This is a genomic window from Pseudomonas cyclaminis (assembly GCF_015163715.1).
Lineage (GTDB): Bacteria > Pseudomonadota > Gammaproteobacteria > Pseudomonadales > Pseudomonadaceae > Aquipseudomonas > Aquipseudomonas cyclaminis.
The window spans coordinates 1-19,847 of the sequence record NZ_JADDUM010000099.1; the positions used below are offsets into that span (position 1 = coordinate 1).

Consider the following 19,847-nt stretch of genomic DNA (forward strand, 5'->3'; position numbering starts at 1 on the left):
CGATAGCGGTGTATCAGTGACACATCAGTGCCTGACACTCTGCTATCGGGGGCAAGCCCCCTCCCACATTTGTTTTGTGTTCCTTCAAGGAGAATATTTTGTCCTCTCCCATCCCCGTAACGGTCCTCAGCGGCTTCCTCGGCGCCGGCAAGACCACCTTGCTGCGCCACCTGCTCAAAGCCGAACACGGCCTGAAAATCGCCGTGATCGAAAACGAATTCAGTGACGCCGGTATCGACACCCAGCTTTTGGGCGAAGAGCCGGTGCAAGTCATGACCCTGTCCAACGGCTGCGTGTGCTGCACCATCCACACCGACCTGACCAAAGCCCTCTACCTGCTGCTGGAGCGCCTGGACAGCGGCGAGATCGCCTTCGACCGCCTGGTGATCGAGTGCACCGGCCTGGCTGACCCGGCGCCGGTGGCCCAGACCTTCTTCATTGATGAAGAACTGCGCGAGCGCTACATCCTCGACGGCATCATCACCCTTGTGGACGCGGCCCACGCCGAGCATCACCTGACCCAGACCATCGCCCAGGCCCAGATCGGTTTTGCCGACCGCCTGCTGGTGAGCAAACGTGATCTGGTGGACGACGCCACCTTTGATGCCCTCAGCGAACGCCTCACCCGCATCAACCGCCGAGCGCCGATTCGCGTGGTGGAACACGGCAAGATTGACCTGGCCGAATTGCTCGACGTGCGCGGCTTCAACCTCAACGCCGGCATGAGCCTGCGCCCGGTGAGCAAGGCGCCGTCCGTCGACCGCATCTCCAGCCTGGTGCTGCGCACCGACCAGCCACTGGACATCGACCGCCTCAGCGAGTTTATGAACGAGCTGTTGGAAGACCATGGCAAGCAACTGCTGCGCTACAAGGGCGTGCTGAACATTGCCGGTGAAGACCGGCGCATGGTGTTTCAGGGTGTGCTGAAGCTCTACGGCTTCGATTGGGACACCGAGTGGGCTGAAGGCGAGGCGCGGGAAAGTGTGATTGTGTTTATTGCCGATGAGCTGCCGGAAGACAAGATCCGCGAAGGCTTTGCTCGGGTCTACCATCTGTGACCTGAAATGAGATCAGGCATAAAAAAGCCCGGCTCAAGAGCCGGGCTTCTTATTCAAGCAACTGCAATCAAGCGCCGTATACCGGCAGCTTCTTGCAGATGGCCTTGACCTTCTCACGGACCGCGTCGATCACGGCTTCGTTGTTCAGGTCGGCCAGGATGTCGCAGATCCAGCCAGCCAGTTCCTTGCACTCTGCTTCTTTAAAGCCACGAGTGGTCACTGCCGGGGTGCCGAAGCGCAGGCCCGAGGTGACGAACGGCGAACGTGGGTCGTTCGGTACGGAGTTTTTGTTCACGGTGATGAAGGCTTTGCCCAAGGCGGCGTCAGCATCTTTACCGGAAATGTCCTGCTTGATCAGCGACAGCAGGAACAGGTGGTTTTCAGTACCGCCGGAGACTACATCAAAGCCGCGCTCGATAAACACGCTGGCCATGGTCTGGGCGTTCTTGACCACTTGTTGCTGGTAGGTCTTGAACTCAGGCTGCAAGGCTTCCTTGAAGCAGATCGCCTTGGCGGCGATCACGTGCTCCAGCGGGCCACCCTGGGCGCCTGGGAATACGGCGGAGTTCAGCTTCTTCTCGATCTCGGCGTTGGCGCGAGCCAGGATCAGGCCGCCACGTGGACCGCGCAGGGTCTTGTGGGTGGTGGTGGTGACCACGTCAGCGAAGGGAACCGGGTTCGGGTAGACGCCAGCGGCGACCAGGCCAGCCACGTGAGCCATGTCCACGAACAGGTAGGCGCCCACTTTGTCGGCGATGGCGCGGAAACGTGGGAAGTCCAGGATCTGCGAGTAGGCAGAGAAACCGGCCACGATCATTTTTGGCTTGTGTTCAACCGCCAGGCGCTCGACTTCGTCGTAGTCGATCAGGCCGTTGGCATCGATACCGTATTGAACGGCGTTGTACAGCTTGCCGGAGGAAGAAACGCTGGCGCCGTGGGTCAAGTGACCGCCGTGGGCCAGGCTCATGCCCAGGATGGTGTCGCCGCCTTGCAGCAGGGCCAGGTACACGGCGCTGTTGGCTTGGGAACCGGCGTGCGGCTGGACGTTGGCGTAATCGGCGCCGAACAGCTCTTTTGCACGGTCGATGGCCAACTGCTCAACCACGTCGACGTACTCGCAACCGCCGTAGTAGCGCTTGCCTGGGTAGCCTTCGGCGTATTTGTTGGTCAGAACCGAACCTTGAGCCTCCATGACCGCGGGGCTGGTGTAGTTTTCCGAAGCGATCAGCTCAATGTGCTCTTCCTGGCGCACGGCTTCTTGCTCCATGGCGGCGAAGAGATCGGCGTCGTACTTGGCAATGGTCAAATCACGGCTGAACATGGCGGTCCTCAAGGATCGGGGGCAGAAAAGGAGGGCATTCTAACCCAATGGGTTTTAGATGGCATATGAAAGGACATCATGTCGCGGACAAGCGGGATTCACTTGGGCATGAGCGGTGGCTGTGCGGGCCGCATCGGGGGCAAGCCCCCTCCCACCTTTGACTTGCGAATACATTCAAATGTGGGAGGGGGCTTGCCCCCGATGGGGCCGGTAGCCTCACCACACAATCTCAGTCGAACATGAAGAGGGCATCATTACTGAACTGCACCTCAAACCGATTCGCCGGCATCGGCCGTCCGAACAGATAACCCTGCACCTCATCGCAACCATGCTCACGCAGGAAGTCCAGCTGCTCATGGGTTTCCACGCCCTCGGCGATTACCGCCAGGTTGAGGCTGTGGGCCATGGCAATAATCGCCCGGGCGATCTGCGCGTCCTGTTCGCCGGACGGCAGGCCATCGACAAAAGTGCGGTCGATCTTCAACACATCGATAGGGAATTGCTTGAGGTAGTTGAGCGAGGAATAACCCGTGCCGAAATCGTCCACCGCAATGCTCAGGCCCAGGTTTTTCAGGCTGTCGAGGATATGCATGGCCTCGTTGACTTCGCGCATCAGGATGCTTTCGGTCAGTTCCAGCTCCAGGCACGCCGGCGGCAGGCCGGTGTCCTTGAGGATGGTGGCAATGCGGGTGCCCAGTTGGCCGTCGGAGAACTGCCGCGCCGAGATGTTCACCGAAACTTTCGGCACGCGCACCTTGTTCAGGTGCCAGGTCTTGAGCTGGCGACAGGCTTCGCTGATCACCCAATCACCCACGTCCACGACCAGGCCCAACTCTTCCAGCACCGGAATGAAGTCCCCTGGCGGCACCAGCCCGCGACGCGGATGGCGCCAGCGCAGCAGGGCTTCGGCGCCGGTCAGGCGTTTGCCGTCGCCGCTGAACTGCGGCTGGTAATACAGCACGAATTCGTTCTGCTCCAGGGCGTGGCGCAGGTCGCTTTCCAGCTCCAGGCGTTCCAGGGCGCTGGCGTTCATGTCGGCCTGGTAGAACTGGAAGTTGTTCTTGCCGCGTTCCTTGGCGTGATACATCGCCGTGTCGGCGTTTTTCATCAGTTGGCTCAGCTCGTTACCGTCCTGCGGGCTGAGGGCGATGCCGATACTGGCGGTCACAAAGAACTCGCGACCCTCCAGCACAAAGGGTTTCACCAGGCTGGCAAGGATCTGCTCGGCCACGTGGATCGCACGGTTCAGCGCCATCTCACGGCTGACCCGTGGTTGCAGCAGCAAAGTGAACTCATCACCGCCCATGCGCGCCACGGTGTCGTCTTCGGCCACGCAGCCGAGCAGGCGGGTGGCCATTTCCTTGAGCATGCGGTCGCCAGCGGCGTGGCCGAGGGAGTCGTTGATCGGCTTGAAGCGGTCCAAATCGAGGAACATCAGCACCACCCACGACTTCTGCCGCTCGGCCGACTGCAACGCGGTGTGCAGGCGGTCCTGGAACAGCGTGCGGTTGGGCAGGTGGGTCAGGGCGTCGTAATAGGCCAGGCGGTGGATGCGCTGTTCGCTGGCCTTGCGCTCGCTGATATCACTGAAGAAGCACACGTAACTGGCCAGGTCGCCTTCGTCGTCGAACACGGCGGTAATGCCGACCCACGCCGGGTAATGCTCGCCGTTGCGGCGCTTGAGCCACACTTCGCCTTCCCAGGTGCTGTGCTGGTGCAGTTGCTTGAGCACGTAGCGCAGGTGGGCTTCCTGCTGTTCGTCGACGGTGAGCATGTTCGGCAACTGGTCGAGTACATCCGCGACGGCATACCCGCTGACCCGGCTGAACGCCTCGTTGGCCTGCACGATATAGCCCGCCGGGTCAGTGATCAGGATCGCCGAGGTGGAGTGTTCGAATACCGTGGCCGCCATGCGCAGGTCTTTCTCGGCGCGGCGTTGCTGGCTGATATCGCGGCCTACGCCGAGGACGCCCTCGAAGGCGCCGTGCTCGTCCCACACCAGCACCAGGCGCAGCTCGATCGGCACTTTGCGCCCGTCGGCGCGAAGGCAGTCGAACAGGAACAACTGCGTCTGCACTTCGTCGCGCAGCTTATTCAGCGCCTCGGCGTCGCCCAGTGCGCGGCTGACCTGTTCCATCAGGCTATAAATGCCGGCCAATTGCGCCGGATTGGCGATGATCGACTGCCAACCGTTCTTGAACACCCAGTCCACGTCATACCCCAGCACGGCGCTGACGGATGGACTGATGTAATTGAGGGCCAGTTTGCTGTCGGTGGAGCAGATCACGTCGCTGATGCTTTCGGCCAGCATGCGGTAGCGCTGTTCGCTGTCGCGCAGGGATTCGCTGGCTTCGATCTGATCGGTAATGTCCTTGGCCACGCCAATGATGCGGGTGACCTGGCTCGTTTTATCGCGGGCCAGGGCCTGTTCACGAATGTCAAAGCGCCGCCATTGGTTATTGCGATGGCGGAAGCGCAATTGGCAATGCAACTGCGTTGAGTAGCCGGCCTGGCGTTGCTGCAGACGCAAATCGTGGTAATGCTCGGCGTCGTCGGGGTGCAGCAGGATTTCCCAGAAGTACTCGCCCATTTGTTGCAGTTCGGCCTTTGTGTAGCCGAGGGTTTGCCCCAGGTGGTGGTTGCTGAAGATCATGCGCTGGCTGATCACGTCCTGCACATACAGGTGATCAGGCACCGTGCGCACCACGTCCGACCAGAAACTCTCACGCTCCACCAGCGACAGCTCGATCAGCTTGCGGCTGGTGATGTCGCTGATGCTGAGGATCACCGCCTTGAAATCGTCCTTCTGCTCCGGCAGGCGCATCACCAGCCACAGGTATTGCTCGTTACCGGCCACATCCTTGAGCTGGATTTCCAGTTCAAGCTGGCTCTGCTGGGTCAGGACGGCTTCGAGTATCTGATGGCCAATGGACGTGGTGTTGCGCGGGCAATCATCGATCAGCCGTTCCCACGCCTCCTCGCACGAGTCCACGTTCAGCAGGCGCACCGCTACCTGGTTGATCTCGGTGATGCGCAGCTCGGCGAGCAGTTGCCTGCTTTCTTCAGGTTTGTGTTGCAGCCAGGCGTGCAGTTGCTCGCGCGTCTGCACCTGCGTCCTGGCAAAAAACGCATTCAGGCCTGACAGGTCAAGCACGCACAAGGCCACGCCGGTGCCTTCGAAAATATCTTGATAACGCCGTCGGCCTTCATGCACCTGGCGCTGACGGCGACGCATATTCAACAGCACGATCACTGGGATCAACGAGAACGCCAGGCCCAGCAGGCATTTGCCGATAAACGCCGGCAGCAGTTGTTCCAGCACAGCGGCGCGGTCGAACATGCCACGCAACTGCCAGTCGCTTTTGCTCAGGGGGGTGACCAGTACGCTTTTATTCAAGTCATCCGGGGTCAGGGCGCCGGACCATTGCGCCGGCGAGCCATTGTCACGGCTGACCACGCGGTGGTTCAGGCGGTTTTCGATAGCCCACATCGGGCGCGTGCCCTGGCTGTCCTGGCGGGTGAGGTTGGCCAGGTAACCGGGCGCCAGGCGCAGCGCCCAGTACATCCTTGAGCCGCCGCTGGGCTGGTGCAGCAGCAGATAGATGATGGTGCCGTCGTTGTTGTTGCTCAGGTAATAGGACTGGCCGTGACTGCGTTGCACCAACTCTTCCAGCCAGGCGCTGTCCTGGCTGTCATTGGCGCTGTCGCTGATCATCGCGCCGCTGGGGGCCAGCAGGGCGAAACTGCGCAGCTCCGGCCGGGAACGCTGCAAGGTGCGCATCAGGGCCTGTTGCTGTTCGCTGTCACGGGGCGGTTCGACGATCGGTAGCAGGTTGAGGGCAATTTTTGCGCTCAGGGCCATGTTCAGGCTGAACTCTTCAGCCAGGTCGGCGCTGTAGTCGATGGTGTATTGCTGCTGGTTTTTCTGGTTTTGCTGCAGTTGATCCAGCAGTTGCCAGAACAATAACGCGAGCAGCATGAGGACGAGCGTCGCCAATGCGCCTTTAAGGGTGCCATGCAGGGGTGCTCCCGGCGCTATGTGAGCGGCGCGTAAAGGCGTTGGCGGCGTGACTTTGGACAAGCTGTGATCCTGCGGTTTGGCTGGACTGGCGCGCGACGTGCACTATAAGCCGGACGCCCGGAGGGCGGCTAGCATGCCTTGACTTGTGGCAAAGTGCCAGCCCTGCTTGGCTGGACTGACCAAGCGCATTCAGGTAGCTTTGCCGGTTACGCGGGGGCGTTCCAGCCCCAGAGACTCAGGCTTTTTTCCGCTCGCTGGCATTGATGATAGTCAACGGCCCGCGCGGCGCATGGCCTGGCACGGGCTTCGCCCGCTTAATTCATCAGTCACTGACGCTAGGTTCACCATGGCTCAATACACCTATCTGCGCTATTAGTTTTTAGTCACGTTTAAGCGCAAGCTGGCGAGGCCAGCTAATCATTGGCTTTCCAGCCTCTCCGGCATCACTTTTCTTACGATCCTTTGTCAGAGCAGGATTTTTAGTTAATTTTTCCCCACCTCGAATCAAATTTAGGTACAAAACTTAACTTTTTTGCATGAACTCCGGTGATAACTTGTCAGGCGTCGCTCACAGCCTGTCGCTCAATTTCGACTTCACCGACCTTAAGTAGAAATACTCGGTGGAGATGGAGAATGGCGTGCTTAACAATACCGAACGCGTTGAAGCCAAAGATGCCGAAGCGAAGGTGACGCGGACCCGCGACACACTGAACAAGATCGTGTTGAAGAGACCACCTGAAAGGTGCATTGTCCTCGGGTGATATCTAGATCGACGGGGCACGAGGCAAGCAGGAGGAACAGGTGTCCTACATGTGTTGGCGCCGACGCCGAATTGAACCAGTCGCCGAAATGTCACTGATCCAATCTGACTCCTCGCGAACCATTGTCTGTGCGGGATTTGTGCCGACTTGGGGCGGGGCAGTCTAGCGTCGGAACGTGGGTCAATTCTGTTTCAGCGTCTACAGCGCCTCTTCATCGAGTGCTTAGAGGTACTCATTTACGGCACGCGTACTGAGCGATGGTCGCTCCAGTTGATCTGTTCATCACCAGGTACGCCGTGCTGCCGACTCGCATCCACTTTGATGATGCTGGCGTCCACGGCAAAGCCTTCGCCCTTGACAGACATGCGTCCATGCAGTGACGCAGCACTTCATTGAACAACCAGCGAAACAGGTCACTGCCCCTAAAACGGCCGTGTCGATTTTTGGAAAAGGTCGAGTGGTTGGGGACTTCATCTTCAAGGCACAACCGGCAGAACCAGCGATACGCCAGGTTCAAATGAGCCTCTTCGCACAACCGCCGCTCGGAGCGAATGTCATAACAATAGCAGACGATCAGCATGCGGATCATCAGCTCAGGATCAATCGAAGGACGCCCAGTCGGGCTGTAGAAGTCGGCGAGGTAATGGCGCAGGTCGCTCAGATCGAGACCCTGATCAATGCTGCGCAGAAGGCGATTGCCTGGAATGTGATCTTCAAGGTTGAACGAGTAAAACAGCCGCTCCCGTCCACTCGATAACTGTCCCATCATGCTGCGTGCTTCACTGCTGGCCAATGCAGAGATTTTGCCGCAGGCCAGGCAGGGAGGCTACTTTTTCAACATCATCGGCCATTAGCAGACGCTCAGCCTACGTCTTTTCGACCAGCACCTACTTGCGAAAGCAGCAGCGGCATCCCGGCGAAACCGAGCTGGTCGGAAATCCCATCGAGTCGGCATCAACTTTTCTATTGGAGCGGCGCCCATTGCATACGCCGCGGCGCACTTCCCTTTTAGAAGCGGACATCTTTACGCCATTGCATTATTTACGAAATTGAACACATATTATATTTATACCAAATAGTAATTGGTTGAAATGCGCCGGCGCTTAAATACCTCGCCATTATCCATCGTAAATTCAGACGTAATCAACGCTTAAGCGAAACCCCCAATCAATATCTGACGGCGGGTATTCGGGCAGTTGTGAAGAGGAGATTCGCCTGGCAACTTCTGGGGCGACTCCGAACACTCTCATGACGGAGTCAACTATGAACGTTTCACTTTCTGGGGGACGCTGTCCTATAACGATATCATGGATTCCAGCAACCATCATCCACGTCGCCAGCGCCCATGCGGAAGGAATATCTCGTTCATCAAGAGTAAAAAGACCAAGTGCGATAGCTTTGTGGATATCCTGCATCCCAAATGGTTCGAAACCTGCCCTCATTCGGTTAGCGAGCAGCTCGGGGCGCAAGGCCCACCATTGCCAAAGGGGGTCGGTTATTACAGCCCGCATGATAAGGCGGATTGAAACAGGCATTGCAAGGGACGGGTCAATGGCTGCGAGTTCACGCGTGGCTAAAACGCTGCGATTCCCAAAATCATTAATAATGCAATCTAATATTTGACTGGCAAGTTCGTCCTTATTTTCAAAGTAATTATAAAAGGTTCCAAACCCTACATCTGCGCGACTAGTTATATCTTTGATTTTTGCTGCATCAATTCCGTTTTCGGACATGACGTAGTAGCCCGCTTCCAGCAAACCCGCACGAGTTTGCTGTTGTTTTCTTGCCTGTCGCCCCTCGGATTGATTCTTTTGGGGCTTCGAATTTTGGTTTACTACCATGCAAACACCTAGCCTTTAATGGTATCGAATGGAATTTCATGTACCCATAATGTTATGGGCGGTGATCATAAATCAAATATTGCAGGGGTCAAGAAACGCTATTTTTTCGATGAGCCCGCGGGCCTTGCAGTATCTCCCATAAGCAGGGGATTGAGTCAGGCCAAGGAGACCTGACTCTATGTATGTGGCTATCACGAACCCCAGGATGCGTAGTTGCTAATTGCCCTGCGGATGAAATTTGCGTTCACGTTCCCTGAGTATGAATTTTTGAATCTTGCCGGTTGATGTAACAGGAAGCTCGCCAAAAATGACTCTTTTGGGTGCCTTGAACCTGGCCAACCTATCCTTGACGTGCCTGATAATTTCCTCCTCTGTAGCGCAGCGACTGTCATGCAATGCCACAAAGGCAACGGGTACTTCGCCCCAATGATCGTCCGGCGACCCAACCACCGCAACTGCGCGCACGGCGGGATGGCTCGCTATGGCCAGCTCGACCTCAATCGAAGTGATGTTCTCTCCGCCGGAGATGATCACATCCTTACTCCGGTCACGTAGTTCTATATAGCCATCTGGGTGAATAACGCCAAGATCTCCTGTGTGGAACCAACCACCGGGCGCTGCCTCAAGGGTGGTTCCTTCGTCTTTGAAATAACCCAGCATCACATTGTTTCCACGCAGTACGATCTCGCCGATGGACTCGCCGTCTGCCGGGACGCTTTGCCGGTCGGTACCCACCACCCGTGCCGTTAACCCCACCACGTTGGATACACCTTGGCGCGCTCGGAGTCTTGCGCGATGCTCTGTGGGGAGATTGTCCCATTCCGGATGCCAATCACACAGCAGTGCGGGCCCGTAAGTTTCCGTCAGACCATAAGCGTGAATTATCGATATGTTTCGGGATTCCGCGGCAGCCAAGATGGTCGGACTTGGAGGCGCACCACCCGTGATGAAGGTGAGAGTCTGCGAAGAGGCTTTGCGGCGTTCAATGCTGGGTGAATATACCAACATGGACAGAACCGCGGCGCGCCACATAACGCGGTTACTGACTCGTCCTCAATCAGGCTCCATGCCTGGGCAGCGTCGAATTTTGAAAGGCATATTTGCGAGGTTGCTGCTGCGACGCAAGCCCATGGGAATGTCCAGCCATTACAATGAAACATCGGAAGGGTCCACAAGTAGGCCGATCTTGATGTCAGTCCTGCGTGCGTAACCATGGCCAAAGCCTGAAGGTAGGCGCCGCGATGGTGATACATCACGCCTTTAGGTCGACCCGTAGTGCCGGAGGTGTAGTTGATTGAAATAATCGTCCGCTCGTCCGAAGGGTAGACGGCTGAAGGCACTGCTGCGTCAAGCATCGCTTCGTATTGGCACTTTTCTTCACTGGCGCGTACAAGTTTCGGAAGCCGGGTCATCTCCTGTCCGAGGCGACTGATCAATTCGTCAAACGACTGATCGTAAATTAATACCGCTGCCTCGCAATGGGTGAGTATGTAGGCCACTTCCCCCACCGATAATCGGGTGTTAATCGTGACTATTGGCACGCCAGCCCACGGCACACCAAAATGCACTTCAAGCATCACATGATTATTGGGAAGGAGCACAGCGACTGGCCGTCCTTCAGCCAGCGGAGCGAGAGCTCCCGCCAGACGCTGACAGCGGTTGTGTAGCTCAGTGTAGGTCCAGCGTCGCTTCCCGTCGACTACTGCTATCCGCGCGCCGAAACTGGCCGCAGAGCGGTCAAGGAAAGATAGAGGGCTTAATGGCTCGAATGACATTTTTTCAGAAGACTGCGTCATGGCGATTTCCCGCGGCGTTTGCCAGATATGGGTTGGGCTGATTTTGCTTATGTCGACTAGTCGCCCCGCAATCGGCGATCCGGCGGTGCGTTACGGTCAATGCAGGGGCTCTGGGGTTTTTCTTTTTGCTGCGGTCTACTGTCGATGGTTCGACAGTACGACCGCAGCAAGGGGATTGATTTCCCGTTTAAATGGCTGTGCACTCGACCGGTTTTGCAGGAGCTTGACGGGTCAACACTTGATTTAAGAATGAACGAATCGCGTCTGTGTATTCACTGCTGCGCGGTAACACACCGAGCATGTTGAAGCTGCCGTGGATGAGCCCTGTCAATCTGTGTGCCTTCACCGAAACCCCTGCTTGTACAAGTGCACGGCCATAATCCTCTGCTTCGTCGCGTAGAGGATCGCATTCCGCGGTTAGCAATAGAGCGGGTGGTAATCCTTTTAATGTTGTCGCTCGATTCGGAGAGGCGAGCCATGAGCCTGCGTTGGCCATCTCCCCAAGGTAATTGGCCCAAAAATAGTTTGCCGCTGCAGTACTCATCATGGGGGCATCGGCGAAATCCAGGCGCGACGCCGTGTTTGCTTCGGCATCGATTGCTGGTGTGATCAATATCTGCGCCAGGACACTAGGGCCCCCTTCGTCTCGTGCGCGCAAGGTCGCAACCGCCGCAAGGTTGGCACCCGCGCTTTCGCCAGCCAATATTAATCGGTCCGGGTCGCCGCCATACTGGTGGGCAACTTCGGATGCCCAGATAAGCGCCGCGTAGCTATCATTGGTCGCCGCGGGAAATGGATGTTCTGGCGCGAGGCTATAGGCAGGTGCGATCACAACCATGTTGAAATCTTCAGCAAGCGCACGGCAAATCTTGTCGGCTGACTCCAGACTGCCGGCCACAAAACCTCCGCCGTGATAATAGACAAGCACAGGCAGCGACTCTTCTGAGGTCGCGTTATAAATCCTTACCGGAAGGTTTCTTCCTTCGGCTGCCGGATAGCTTGCCTCTGCAACCTTCACGTCGCGCATCGACCCTTGCAGCATCGCAAGCCCTTTGACCGCAGCTCGCACTTCATCGATGGAGCAGGTTTCAAAAGGCTTGGCTCCTGCAAGGATAGATTCACCGACAATCAACGCCATCATCGGATCCAGCTTCATTATTGGCGGAAGAATGGCCCTGTGACCGCCGACTTGAAACCCTCCAAACTCTCCGAACTGGGCAGAACCTGTGAATGCTCTATATAGCGGTGCTGGTGCGACGAAGATGGAGGTTGCGCGGGGTTTGCCTTTCACGTTAGCGCCCATGTACCACGAATTGGCTTTAGGAAACAGCGTCATCTGCATTATGCCGTCGACCATAGCGTGCCAATGATCCTGTGCCTCAGTCGTCGCTTCGATGAAGTCAGCTCCGGCATTATTGGTATACCTAATAGCATCAGCCGCGAACTCGACATGATCCTCAATGGCAAGTGGGTTGTTATACAGCGCCACTGCGCTCGTAGGCCCGGTTATGGTGAACAGGTTAGGGAAGCCGTGCATCGCGATTCCAAGATAGCTGCGTGGCCCGTCCGCCCACTTTTGTGAAAGCGAAATACCATTTCGCCCGATAATCCCAAGTTTCAGAAGCGGTCCTGTCAGTGCGTCGAATCCCGTTGCAAGAATGATTACATCGAGCTCGAACACTCCTTCAGCTGTCTCGATTCCGGACCCAATGATCCGCGTGATCGGATTTTTTTTCACATCCACCAGTTTGACGTTGTCGCGGTTAAATGCTTCGTAGTACTCGATTTCCAACGGTGGACGCTTCGTTCCGTAAGGGTGATCCGTTGGCTTGAGCATTTCTGCAACTTCAGGGTTTTTTACTCGCTCTCCAATGCGCTTGCGCACCCATTCCGAAAGCAGGTGATTAGCGCTTTCGTCGACGAGAACGTCAGCATAGGCACTGGAAATCAGGCGCAGACCACCTTCGTTATACATTCTCTCGTAGCGCGCTAGACGTTCTTGCTCGCTATCGGCATGGCTGGAGGGACGCGGAAGTTCGTAAGGCGTGCCAAACGGATGCTGCCGGGAGCCGGCACGAACCAATGAGTGGTTTTCAGCATTCCAGCGCCGCTGTTCTTGATCGACAGGCTGGTTGTTCAGCGGCACGGCGAAGCCTGGAGTGCGCTGGAATACCGTCAGTTGCCCAACTTGCGAGGCGATTGTTTGAATGACCTGTACACCGCTGGACCCAACGCCGATAACGCCAACGCGCTTACCCGCAAAATCCAGTTCGTGATGAGGCCAATTGCTGGTCATGTAGAGCTCCCCCTTGAAATCCTCTACACCGGGGAACTCCGGGGATTTGGGGAGGGACAGATTGCCTGTCGCAGCAATGATGAACCGCGAAGTGCAAGTCTCGCCGCCACTTGTTGTCACGGTCCAACGACTTTTTTCGTCGTCCCAAACGGTTGACGTTACGCGAGTACTAAAGGAGTACTCCTTTAGCACGTCGAGTTTCCGCGCGGCGTAGTCCAGATATGCAAGAATCTCGGGTTGAGCCGCAAAACGCTCGGTCCACTCCCATCCACGCTGAATGTCATCGGAAAATGAGTAGGAATAGTGCACGGACTCGATATCACACCGAGCGCCAGGGTAGCGATTCCACCACCAAGCGCCGCCTGGCCCTCCTGCGGCATCGAAGGCCTTCACGCTCAAACCAAGGTCGTCGCGCATCTTGTGCACTGCATAGATACCGGCAAAACCGGCACCAATAACAACTACATCAAATTCCGTAGGCATCTGGTTACCCCTTATTTTTGTAGGTGAGCGGATGTTCAAGTCATGGCGCTTGGCCCCTTTCCGCGAACTGATCCTGAATCCATACTGATTCAGTGTCAATAATGATTTTCGATCATTTTATGTCTTGCAACGATTCTCAATGCAGCTCGCGCCGGTGAACCGAGTGCCAGGGCGCAGCAGGAGCGGGTTTGCAAGCAGTAGCGCATCGACATCATCAATCGTTTTTATCGAAAATAATCATTGTAAATTTAGTTTTATAGGACTTAATGTGCTTTCGTATTACGTTGGACTGGTGACCTACAATTCGTACTGCCAATTTGTATAAAAAACGTAGATCCACATACTATTTATGATGCAGTAATTGATCGCACCAAAGCCTAATGGTCATCTCGCACACTAAATCACTGACCCTACGGTAGCTCGCCGCATTGATATCGACTTAAATTAAATCGAGGCTTTATTTCTGAATCCAACACCAATACCGAAAAAAGTTTAGTTTTTACCGCCCCTGCTGATAAAGTCATCCACTCTCGTCATGACTAATACAATAATTGATATTAAACAAGAAGAGACACAATAATGCCCCTATCGACTGGCAACAATAATGACATTAATCGCCGTGACTTTATCGCCAGCTTGACTACACTGGCCGCAACCGCAGCTATTATGTCTACTAGTGGAACAGCTATATCAGCAGAAAGGGCAGGGGGTTCCATGATTGAGCCAAAAAACCTTAGTGGCCGCATTGATGTACATGCGCACTACATCCCAGATAATTATCGCCAGGCTCTGGAAGCAGCAGGCCATAGCAAGCCTTCTGGTATGCCCGGAATTCCTGCGTGGAGCGTTGAACAGCACCTGAGCATGATGGACAACCTCGGCATTCAGACCTCAATGCTTTCTATTTCTGCCCCGGGCCTTCATTTTGGAGATGATCAGGCCGCTCGGAAATTGGCGAGATACTGTAATGAAGAGGGTGCCAAGGCAGTACACGCTCACCCTGATCGCTTTGGACTTTTTGCGGTATTACCTTTGCCTGATGTAGAAGGCTCAATAATTGAGTTGGACTATGCATTGGATGTGTTACACGCCGATGGGGTTGTACTGGAGACCAACTTTCATGGGCTCTACCTGGGGGATGAAAGGCTGGAGCGTCTGTTCTCACTGCTCAATCAGCGTAAAACAACTTTATTTATTCATCCAACCGACCCACATTGTCCATGTTGTCAGGACAACAAAGCCCTAAAGCCGCTTAACTACCCCTCCCCCATGATGGAGTATATGTTTGAAACCACCCGAGCGGTGTTCAACTTAATACTATCCGGGACGCTGGATAGATACCCTGATATAAAGGTGATCGTGCCACACGCCGGAGCGGCCGTGCCAATTCTCGCAGAACGAGTTGCCGCATTCGGGGCATTTGTTCTTGAACACAAGCCTGAAAAACCATTACATGAAAGCCTTCGCCGACTCTATTATGATCTTGCAGGTTTTCCAGAATCCGTGGCATTAGATGCATTGCTGAAAATAGCAGATCCTACGCACCTACTTTATGGAAGTGACTGGCCTTTCACTCCAGAGCCATTAGCTAAAAATCTAGTTACCAAGCTAGATGAAACTCCATTGATCAGTACAAGCTTGCATAATGCGATCATGCGGAACAATGCCTTGGCTATGTTCCCGCGGTTGGCGAAAGCTTAAGAAGGTATTTGGAGAGAAGCTTATTCTCTCCGGAAGACCCAGGCTCTGCGGTGGGCGCGACCGTCAGGGCATGCATAACGGAAAGTTAATCTTTGTTTTTTTCCGAAGGAGAAAATTAAGGCTTTGATAATACGCGCACCACCCCTGCTTCGGCTGCTCGTCGTACAACAGCCGCAAACTGTTTAATGGCAACGTCCTTCGCGCCTCCCCGTTTCCAAAGAAGGCCTGGTGTACGAAAGGGTGTGGGGTTTTCGAGCGCGACAATACTAACCCCCTCCACAGTCTCTGTTGCCATTTCCCCCACTATTCCTGCCAGATTTGTTCGTTTGATCAGCTCAATCATTGGCGCAATGGTATTCATTTCTGCGACAACTATTGGTTCCGCACCGCAGGCCCTAAAACATTCATCCAGCTGTTGCCGAGTACTGAAAATTTTTGGTAGCAGGGCCATACGCACGTTGTGCAGCTCCACCATACGAACCCGTTTGCGCTTGGCTAGCGGGTGATCGTCGCGCACAACGAGTACCATTTCCTCGTTGTACAGCGGTTCAAACCAAAGATCATGTGTTCCTTGCGGCCTGTACGCGATACCCAGATCCAGGTCTTCCGACTCCAACCGCTCAACAATTTTTGCTTGGGAGAGCTCCTCCGCAACGACCCTTATAGCTGGGTTCGGCGCCAGGAAACTAGCAATGCATTGAGGAACCAAGCGCGTATTGAAGCTGTAGGTCGCCCCAATCCGTATGTTACCCATCATCGATCCAGCGGGGGTACTGAGAGAGTTGACCGCAACGTCAATCTGGCGGAGCGCCGGAGATATCTGACTCAGAAGGTTGTCTCCGGCTTCAGTGATAATCACACGTTTACCGACTCGATCAAACAGCCGGACGCCCAACTCACCTTCTAACTGCTTGATTTGATGAGAAAGAGTCGATTGGCTGACGTGGGTCCGATCCGCCGCGCGGGTAAAGCTCAAGGTTTCGGCCAAGGCGGAAAAATATCGTAAATGTCGGAGTTCCATTGGCGCCCTCAATCAGTGATGCCATCGATAGATTTGATATAAATTAATCACTTTTCTACTTAATTGATAGCCACTAACCTCTAAGTCACGCAAAAATAGAACGTGCCAAACCAATAACAAAAGGGAATACCCATGGCCGAATTCGATACCGCAATGCACCTTCAAGAAGTTCTCGATAGCTTCAATAATTGTAAGGATGCCCGTTTCAAAGAAATCATGACAAGTATTGTCCGGCACCTGCATACATTCGTTGCAGAGGTGAAGCTGTCTCCAGAAGAGTGGATTAGTGCAATAAAATTCCTGACCGCAACCGGAGCTATCTGTACAGATAAGCGACAAGAATTCATTCTGCTTTCTGACCTTTTGGGTATGTCGACCCTAACCATTGGAATCAATCAACACCGAGGGGACGATTGCCTGGAAGAAACCGTAGAAGGCCCATACTACTGGGAAGGAGCACCCGAACTACCGCTGGGTGCGGATATCTCGAACGGCGTAACCGGCGAGAAAGCCTATTACTACGGGAAGGTACTCGACGCCGATGGTCGTCCGGTGGCGAATGCGCTTTTGGATGTTTGGTCGGGTGACGGAGATGGCAATTACGATATGCAATTGCCTGGACAAACTGAAATGTTCGCTCGCGGTAAATTCCTAACTGATGCTTTTGGTCGTTATTCTTTTTGGTCGATCAAACCTAGCTACTACCCTATTCCTCAGGATGGACCAGCTGGACTGATGCAGAGCAGACTTGGTCGTCATCCAAATCGCCCGGGGCACATCCACTTCAAACTTAGTGCCGAGGGTTTTCGCTCTGTTAACACTCAGCTTTTTATCGCCAATGGACCCTTTCTGAATTCTGATTGTGTATACGGCGTTAAACCCAGTTTGATCATCGATTATGTGAAACATCCAGCGGGTATAGCGCCTGACGGAAAGCACTTGAGCACACCGTACTACAGCGTGCCTTTTGATTTTCGTTTGACCGCTGCCTAAGCCAAAAAAACACTCAGGAATGTACGCATGAAAATTGGTAAAGAATCAGTACCGCGCAGCGCTATTAGCACAGCAAATGAAGACACTATCGTTGTTCGCGGTCTGAATCTTTGTGATGAAGTAATAGGTAAATTTTCGTTCAGCGAATATTTTTATACATTGCTCACTGGTGAAAAACCAAGCGCTTCCACCTTGATAGTTTTGGATGCCACGCTCGTCGCCATTACAGAGCACGGCCTCGTACCCAGCGTTCAGGCGGCGCGAATGACTTACGCTGCATCTCCTGAAGCAATGCAAGGTGCAGTAGCAGCAGGTCTTTTGGGGTGTGGTTCAGTAATCCTTGGTGCGTCAGCGGACGCGGGAGTTTTACTCGACGAGGTTAAGCAGCGTATTGACAAAGGCTCCGAAATCACCGCTGCCGCTCATGCGACTGTATCCGAGTATCGCGAGGCCAAGCGCCCTTTGCCGGGCTATGGGCATCCGTTGCACAAAGCACGTGATCCACGGGTCGCGGCATTATTCAGCACCGCAGAAAAGGCTGGATCAGACCTAACTTTCGTGAAGATCGCAGAAGCTATCGAAAGCGTCATTCCGGAAATCTATGGCCGTGAGCTAAAACTTAATGTCTCGGCAGCCATTCCATCAGTACTACTGGGTGCAGGATTCCCACTCAAAGCTCTGCGGGGTGTGCCCATTCTGGCGCGAAGTGCTGGTTTAGTTGCCCACCTTTATGAAGAGCAAAGCTCCCCCATCGGATTTGCGCTCTCTTATCAAGCGACTCTCGCTTTTGAATACACTGGAGAGCTACCTGCCGGGTTTATGCACTTCGACTAAGTAGTAATTGAGACGCCAGAAAAACGCCTACAAATACAAAAACGAGGCTTGCTATGCAACAGATTGAATCTGATGTGGTGATCGTCGGCTATGGCCCGGTTAGTAGGATGTTGTCAGTAATTCTGGGAAAGCAAGGCCATAGCGTCACTGTTATTGAACGTCATCCAGGCGCTTACCCATTGCCTCGGGCAGTGTGTATGGATCACGAAATTTACCGTGCACTTCAAGCTCACGAATGTGGAGATTCCTTTGCTACATTCGGCGCCCCATCACCACGTTATCAATGGATGAACTACGAGTGGAAGACGCTACTGGACATTGACTGGACTATTGACTCCATCTCCGGCGGTCCGGAAGCCTACTTCTTCTACCAGCCCTCACTTGAGGCAGCGCTGGACCAAAAAGTACGCGCATTCAGTAGTGTCAATGTTCTACTTCAACACGAAGCCAAATCGTTTACACACAGTGAAAACGGTGTCGTCGTCGAAGCGATCAACATCGAAACAGGCTGCATCGTTGAGTTACATGGCAAATACCTGATCGGTGCTGACGGGGCCAATAGTATCGTGCGCAACTCGCTCGGGATTGCCTGGAATGATCGCGGCTTTCAAGCTGATTGGTTGGTGGTGGACGTTTTGCTCAACGAAGGCGTTGTACTTGATATCCCATCGGCAGGCCAATACTGCAACCCGGAGCGGCCTACTACCTTTGTGCCAGGCGGTATCAAAGATGGTCGGCCGCTGCGTCGCTGGGAAATCATGCGGCTGCCGCAAGAGTCTCGAGAATGTCTGGAAAACACGGAGTATGTGTGGTGCTTGCTGGAGCGCTGGGTGAAGCGTGACCAGGCACAATTAGTTCGCCACGCTGTTTATACCTTCAGCTCTCTGGTTGCTGAAAGCTGGAGTCAGGGCCGTGTATATCTGGTTGGTGACGCCGCTCACACCATGCCTCCTTTCATGGGCCAAGGAATGTGTTCGGGAATGCGTGATGTACTCAACCTCGGCTGGCGCCTGGACCTGGTGCTAAAAGGGCTTTGCGATACTGCGCTGCTTAATGATTACGAGGTGGAGCGTAAACCGCACATAACTGAAGTCATCGATACCTCAGTGTACTTGGGCGAGATCGTCTGCGTTGCTGACGCACAACTGGCAGCCAAACGTGATCAAGCGTTCTTCAACGGTACCTTCCCACCAATGGCTGCATTCCCCCACATCAAGCAAGGCACATTGGGCTCGGTGGAGAGCGACTGGGTGGGTCGATTAGCCCCTCATGCCGAGATCCTCAATCGGGGAAAAAGGGGACGTATGGACACATTGCTGGGCACCGGATTTACCCTGCTGCTTAAGAATGTAGATGCGTATGCCGGACTATCTGATGCGGAATTGGCGTTGTTGAAGTTAGTCGATGCTCGGTGCGTTTATCTCAGCGACTTACACGACTCATCGTTCAGCGCCATCCATGACTTTACCGGCAAGATCTCACGCTTTTTTGCTGACACAGGCTTCTCGAGCCTATTGGTACGACCGGACTTTTATGTATTTGGTGCAGCTAAGGACGCACTTGAGCTTTCTACATTGCTCAGCCAATTACATTGTGCTCTGAAGGTTCGTGCCCCCTCGCCCCTAGACATCAATCTCCAGTGCCGCACTCGCGCCGCGACTTGAACCGTCATTCATTCGTGAATTACCGCTTCCTTTTTGGGCTAGCACCAGGAGTTTAAA

12 protein-coding genes and 2 pseudogenes are annotated in these 19,847 nt (G+C 54.6%); 6 read left to right on the top strand and 8 right to left on the bottom strand.

Annotated features, from left to right (window positions below; translation table 11 throughout):
- The first annotated feature begins 98 nt into the window (after positions 1-98).
- Positions 99-1,058: a GTPase gene (yjiA, locus tag IQK56_RS13850; RefSeq protein ID WP_150675931.1), complete on the top strand. Its 960-nt coding sequence runs from the start codon at positions 99-101 to the stop codon at positions 1,056-1,058.
- A 67-nt stretch (positions 1,059-1,125) separates the two neighbouring features.
- On the opposite strand, the gene glyA is transcribed toward yjiA, so the two are convergent.
- On the bottom strand, positions 1,126-2,379 hold the full coding sequence (gene glyA / locus IQK56_RS13855; RefSeq protein ID WP_053137906.1) for a serine hydroxymethyltransferase: 1,254 nt from the start codon (positions 2,377-2,379) through the stop codon (positions 1,126-1,128).
- A gap of 229 nt (positions 2,380-2,608) precedes the next feature.
- Positions 2,609-6,460, bottom strand: coding sequence for a sensor domain-containing protein (locus IQK56_RS13860; protein WP_193862472.1), 3,852 nt, complete (start codon positions 6,458-6,460; stop codon positions 2,609-2,611).
- A gap of 560 nt (positions 6,461-7,020) precedes the next feature.
- Here IQK56_RS13860 and IQK56_RS31775 point away from each other — a divergent pair.
- On the top strand, positions 7,021-7,161 hold the full coding sequence (locus tag IQK56_RS31775) for a hypothetical protein (protein WP_425274555.1): 141 nt from the start codon (positions 7,021-7,023) through the stop codon (positions 7,159-7,161).
- 225 nt (positions 7,162-7,386) lie between these two features.
- Here IQK56_RS31775 and IQK56_RS13865 read toward each other — a convergent pair.
- From IQK56_RS13865 to IQK56_RS13880, 5 genes and pseudogenes are all read right to left on the bottom strand, one after another.
- Positions 7,387-7,930: pseudogene (locus IQK56_RS13865) on the bottom strand (transposase); the annotation flags it as partial.
- Between the two features lie 364 nt (positions 7,931-8,294).
- Positions 8,295-9,002, bottom strand: coding sequence for a TetR/AcrR family transcriptional regulator (locus IQK56_RS13870; protein WP_193862473.1), 708 nt, complete (start codon positions 9,000-9,002; stop codon positions 8,295-8,297).
- Between the two features lie 216 nt (positions 9,003-9,218).
- Entirely contained in the window at positions 9,219-9,662 is a 444-nt protein-coding gene (locus tag IQK56_RS31780) for an AMP-binding enzyme (protein ID WP_425274556.1), read from the bottom strand.
- A gap of 45 nt (positions 9,663-9,707) precedes the next feature.
- Positions 9,708-10,798: pseudogene (locus IQK56_RS30880) on the bottom strand (AMP-binding protein); the annotation flags it as partial.
- Positions 10,799-10,985: 187 nt separating this feature from the next.
- On the bottom strand, positions 10,986-13,616 hold the full coding sequence (locus IQK56_RS13880; protein ID WP_193862474.1) for a flavin-containing monooxygenase: 2,631 nt from the start codon (positions 13,614-13,616) through the stop codon (positions 10,986-10,988).
- A 540-nt stretch (positions 13,617-14,156) separates the two neighbouring features.
- On the opposite strand from IQK56_RS13880, the gene IQK56_RS13885 reads away from it, so the two are divergent.
- Entirely contained in the window at positions 14,157-15,278 is a 1,122-nt protein-coding gene (locus tag IQK56_RS13885) for an amidohydrolase family protein (RefSeq protein ID WP_206691834.1), read from the top strand.
- Positions 15,279-15,393: 115 nt separating this feature from the next.
- On the opposite strand, the gene IQK56_RS13890 is transcribed toward IQK56_RS13885, so the two are convergent.
- The gene (locus tag IQK56_RS13890; protein WP_193901734.1) at positions 15,394-16,299 is read right to left on the bottom strand and encodes a LysR substrate-binding domain-containing protein; all 906 of its coding nucleotides are present in this window, start codon (positions 16,297-16,299) and stop codon (positions 15,394-15,396) included.
- 132 nt (positions 16,300-16,431) lie between these two features.
- On the opposite strand from IQK56_RS13890, the gene IQK56_RS13895 reads away from it, so the two are divergent.
- From IQK56_RS13895 to IQK56_RS13905, 3 genes are read left to right on the top strand one after another with little or no spacing between them, the layout of a single operon-like run.
- Positions 16,432-17,292, top strand: a complete 861-nt coding sequence (locus tag IQK56_RS13895; RefSeq protein ID WP_193862475.1) for a dioxygenase family protein — start codon at positions 16,432-16,434, stop codon at positions 17,290-17,292.
- A 27-nt stretch (positions 17,293-17,319) separates the two neighbouring features.
- On the top strand, positions 17,320-18,126 hold the full coding sequence (locus IQK56_RS13900; RefSeq protein ID WP_193862476.1) for a citryl-CoA lyase: 807 nt from the start codon (positions 17,320-17,322) through the stop codon (positions 18,124-18,126).
- Between the two features lie 53 nt (positions 18,127-18,179).
- Positions 18,180-19,790: a bifunctional 3-(3-hydroxy-phenyl)propionate/3-hydroxycinnamic acid hydroxylase gene (locus tag IQK56_RS13905; protein WP_193862477.1), complete on the top strand. Its 1,611-nt coding sequence runs from the start codon at positions 18,180-18,182 to the stop codon at positions 19,788-19,790.
- The last annotated feature ends 57 nt before the right edge of the window (positions 19,791-19,847 follow it).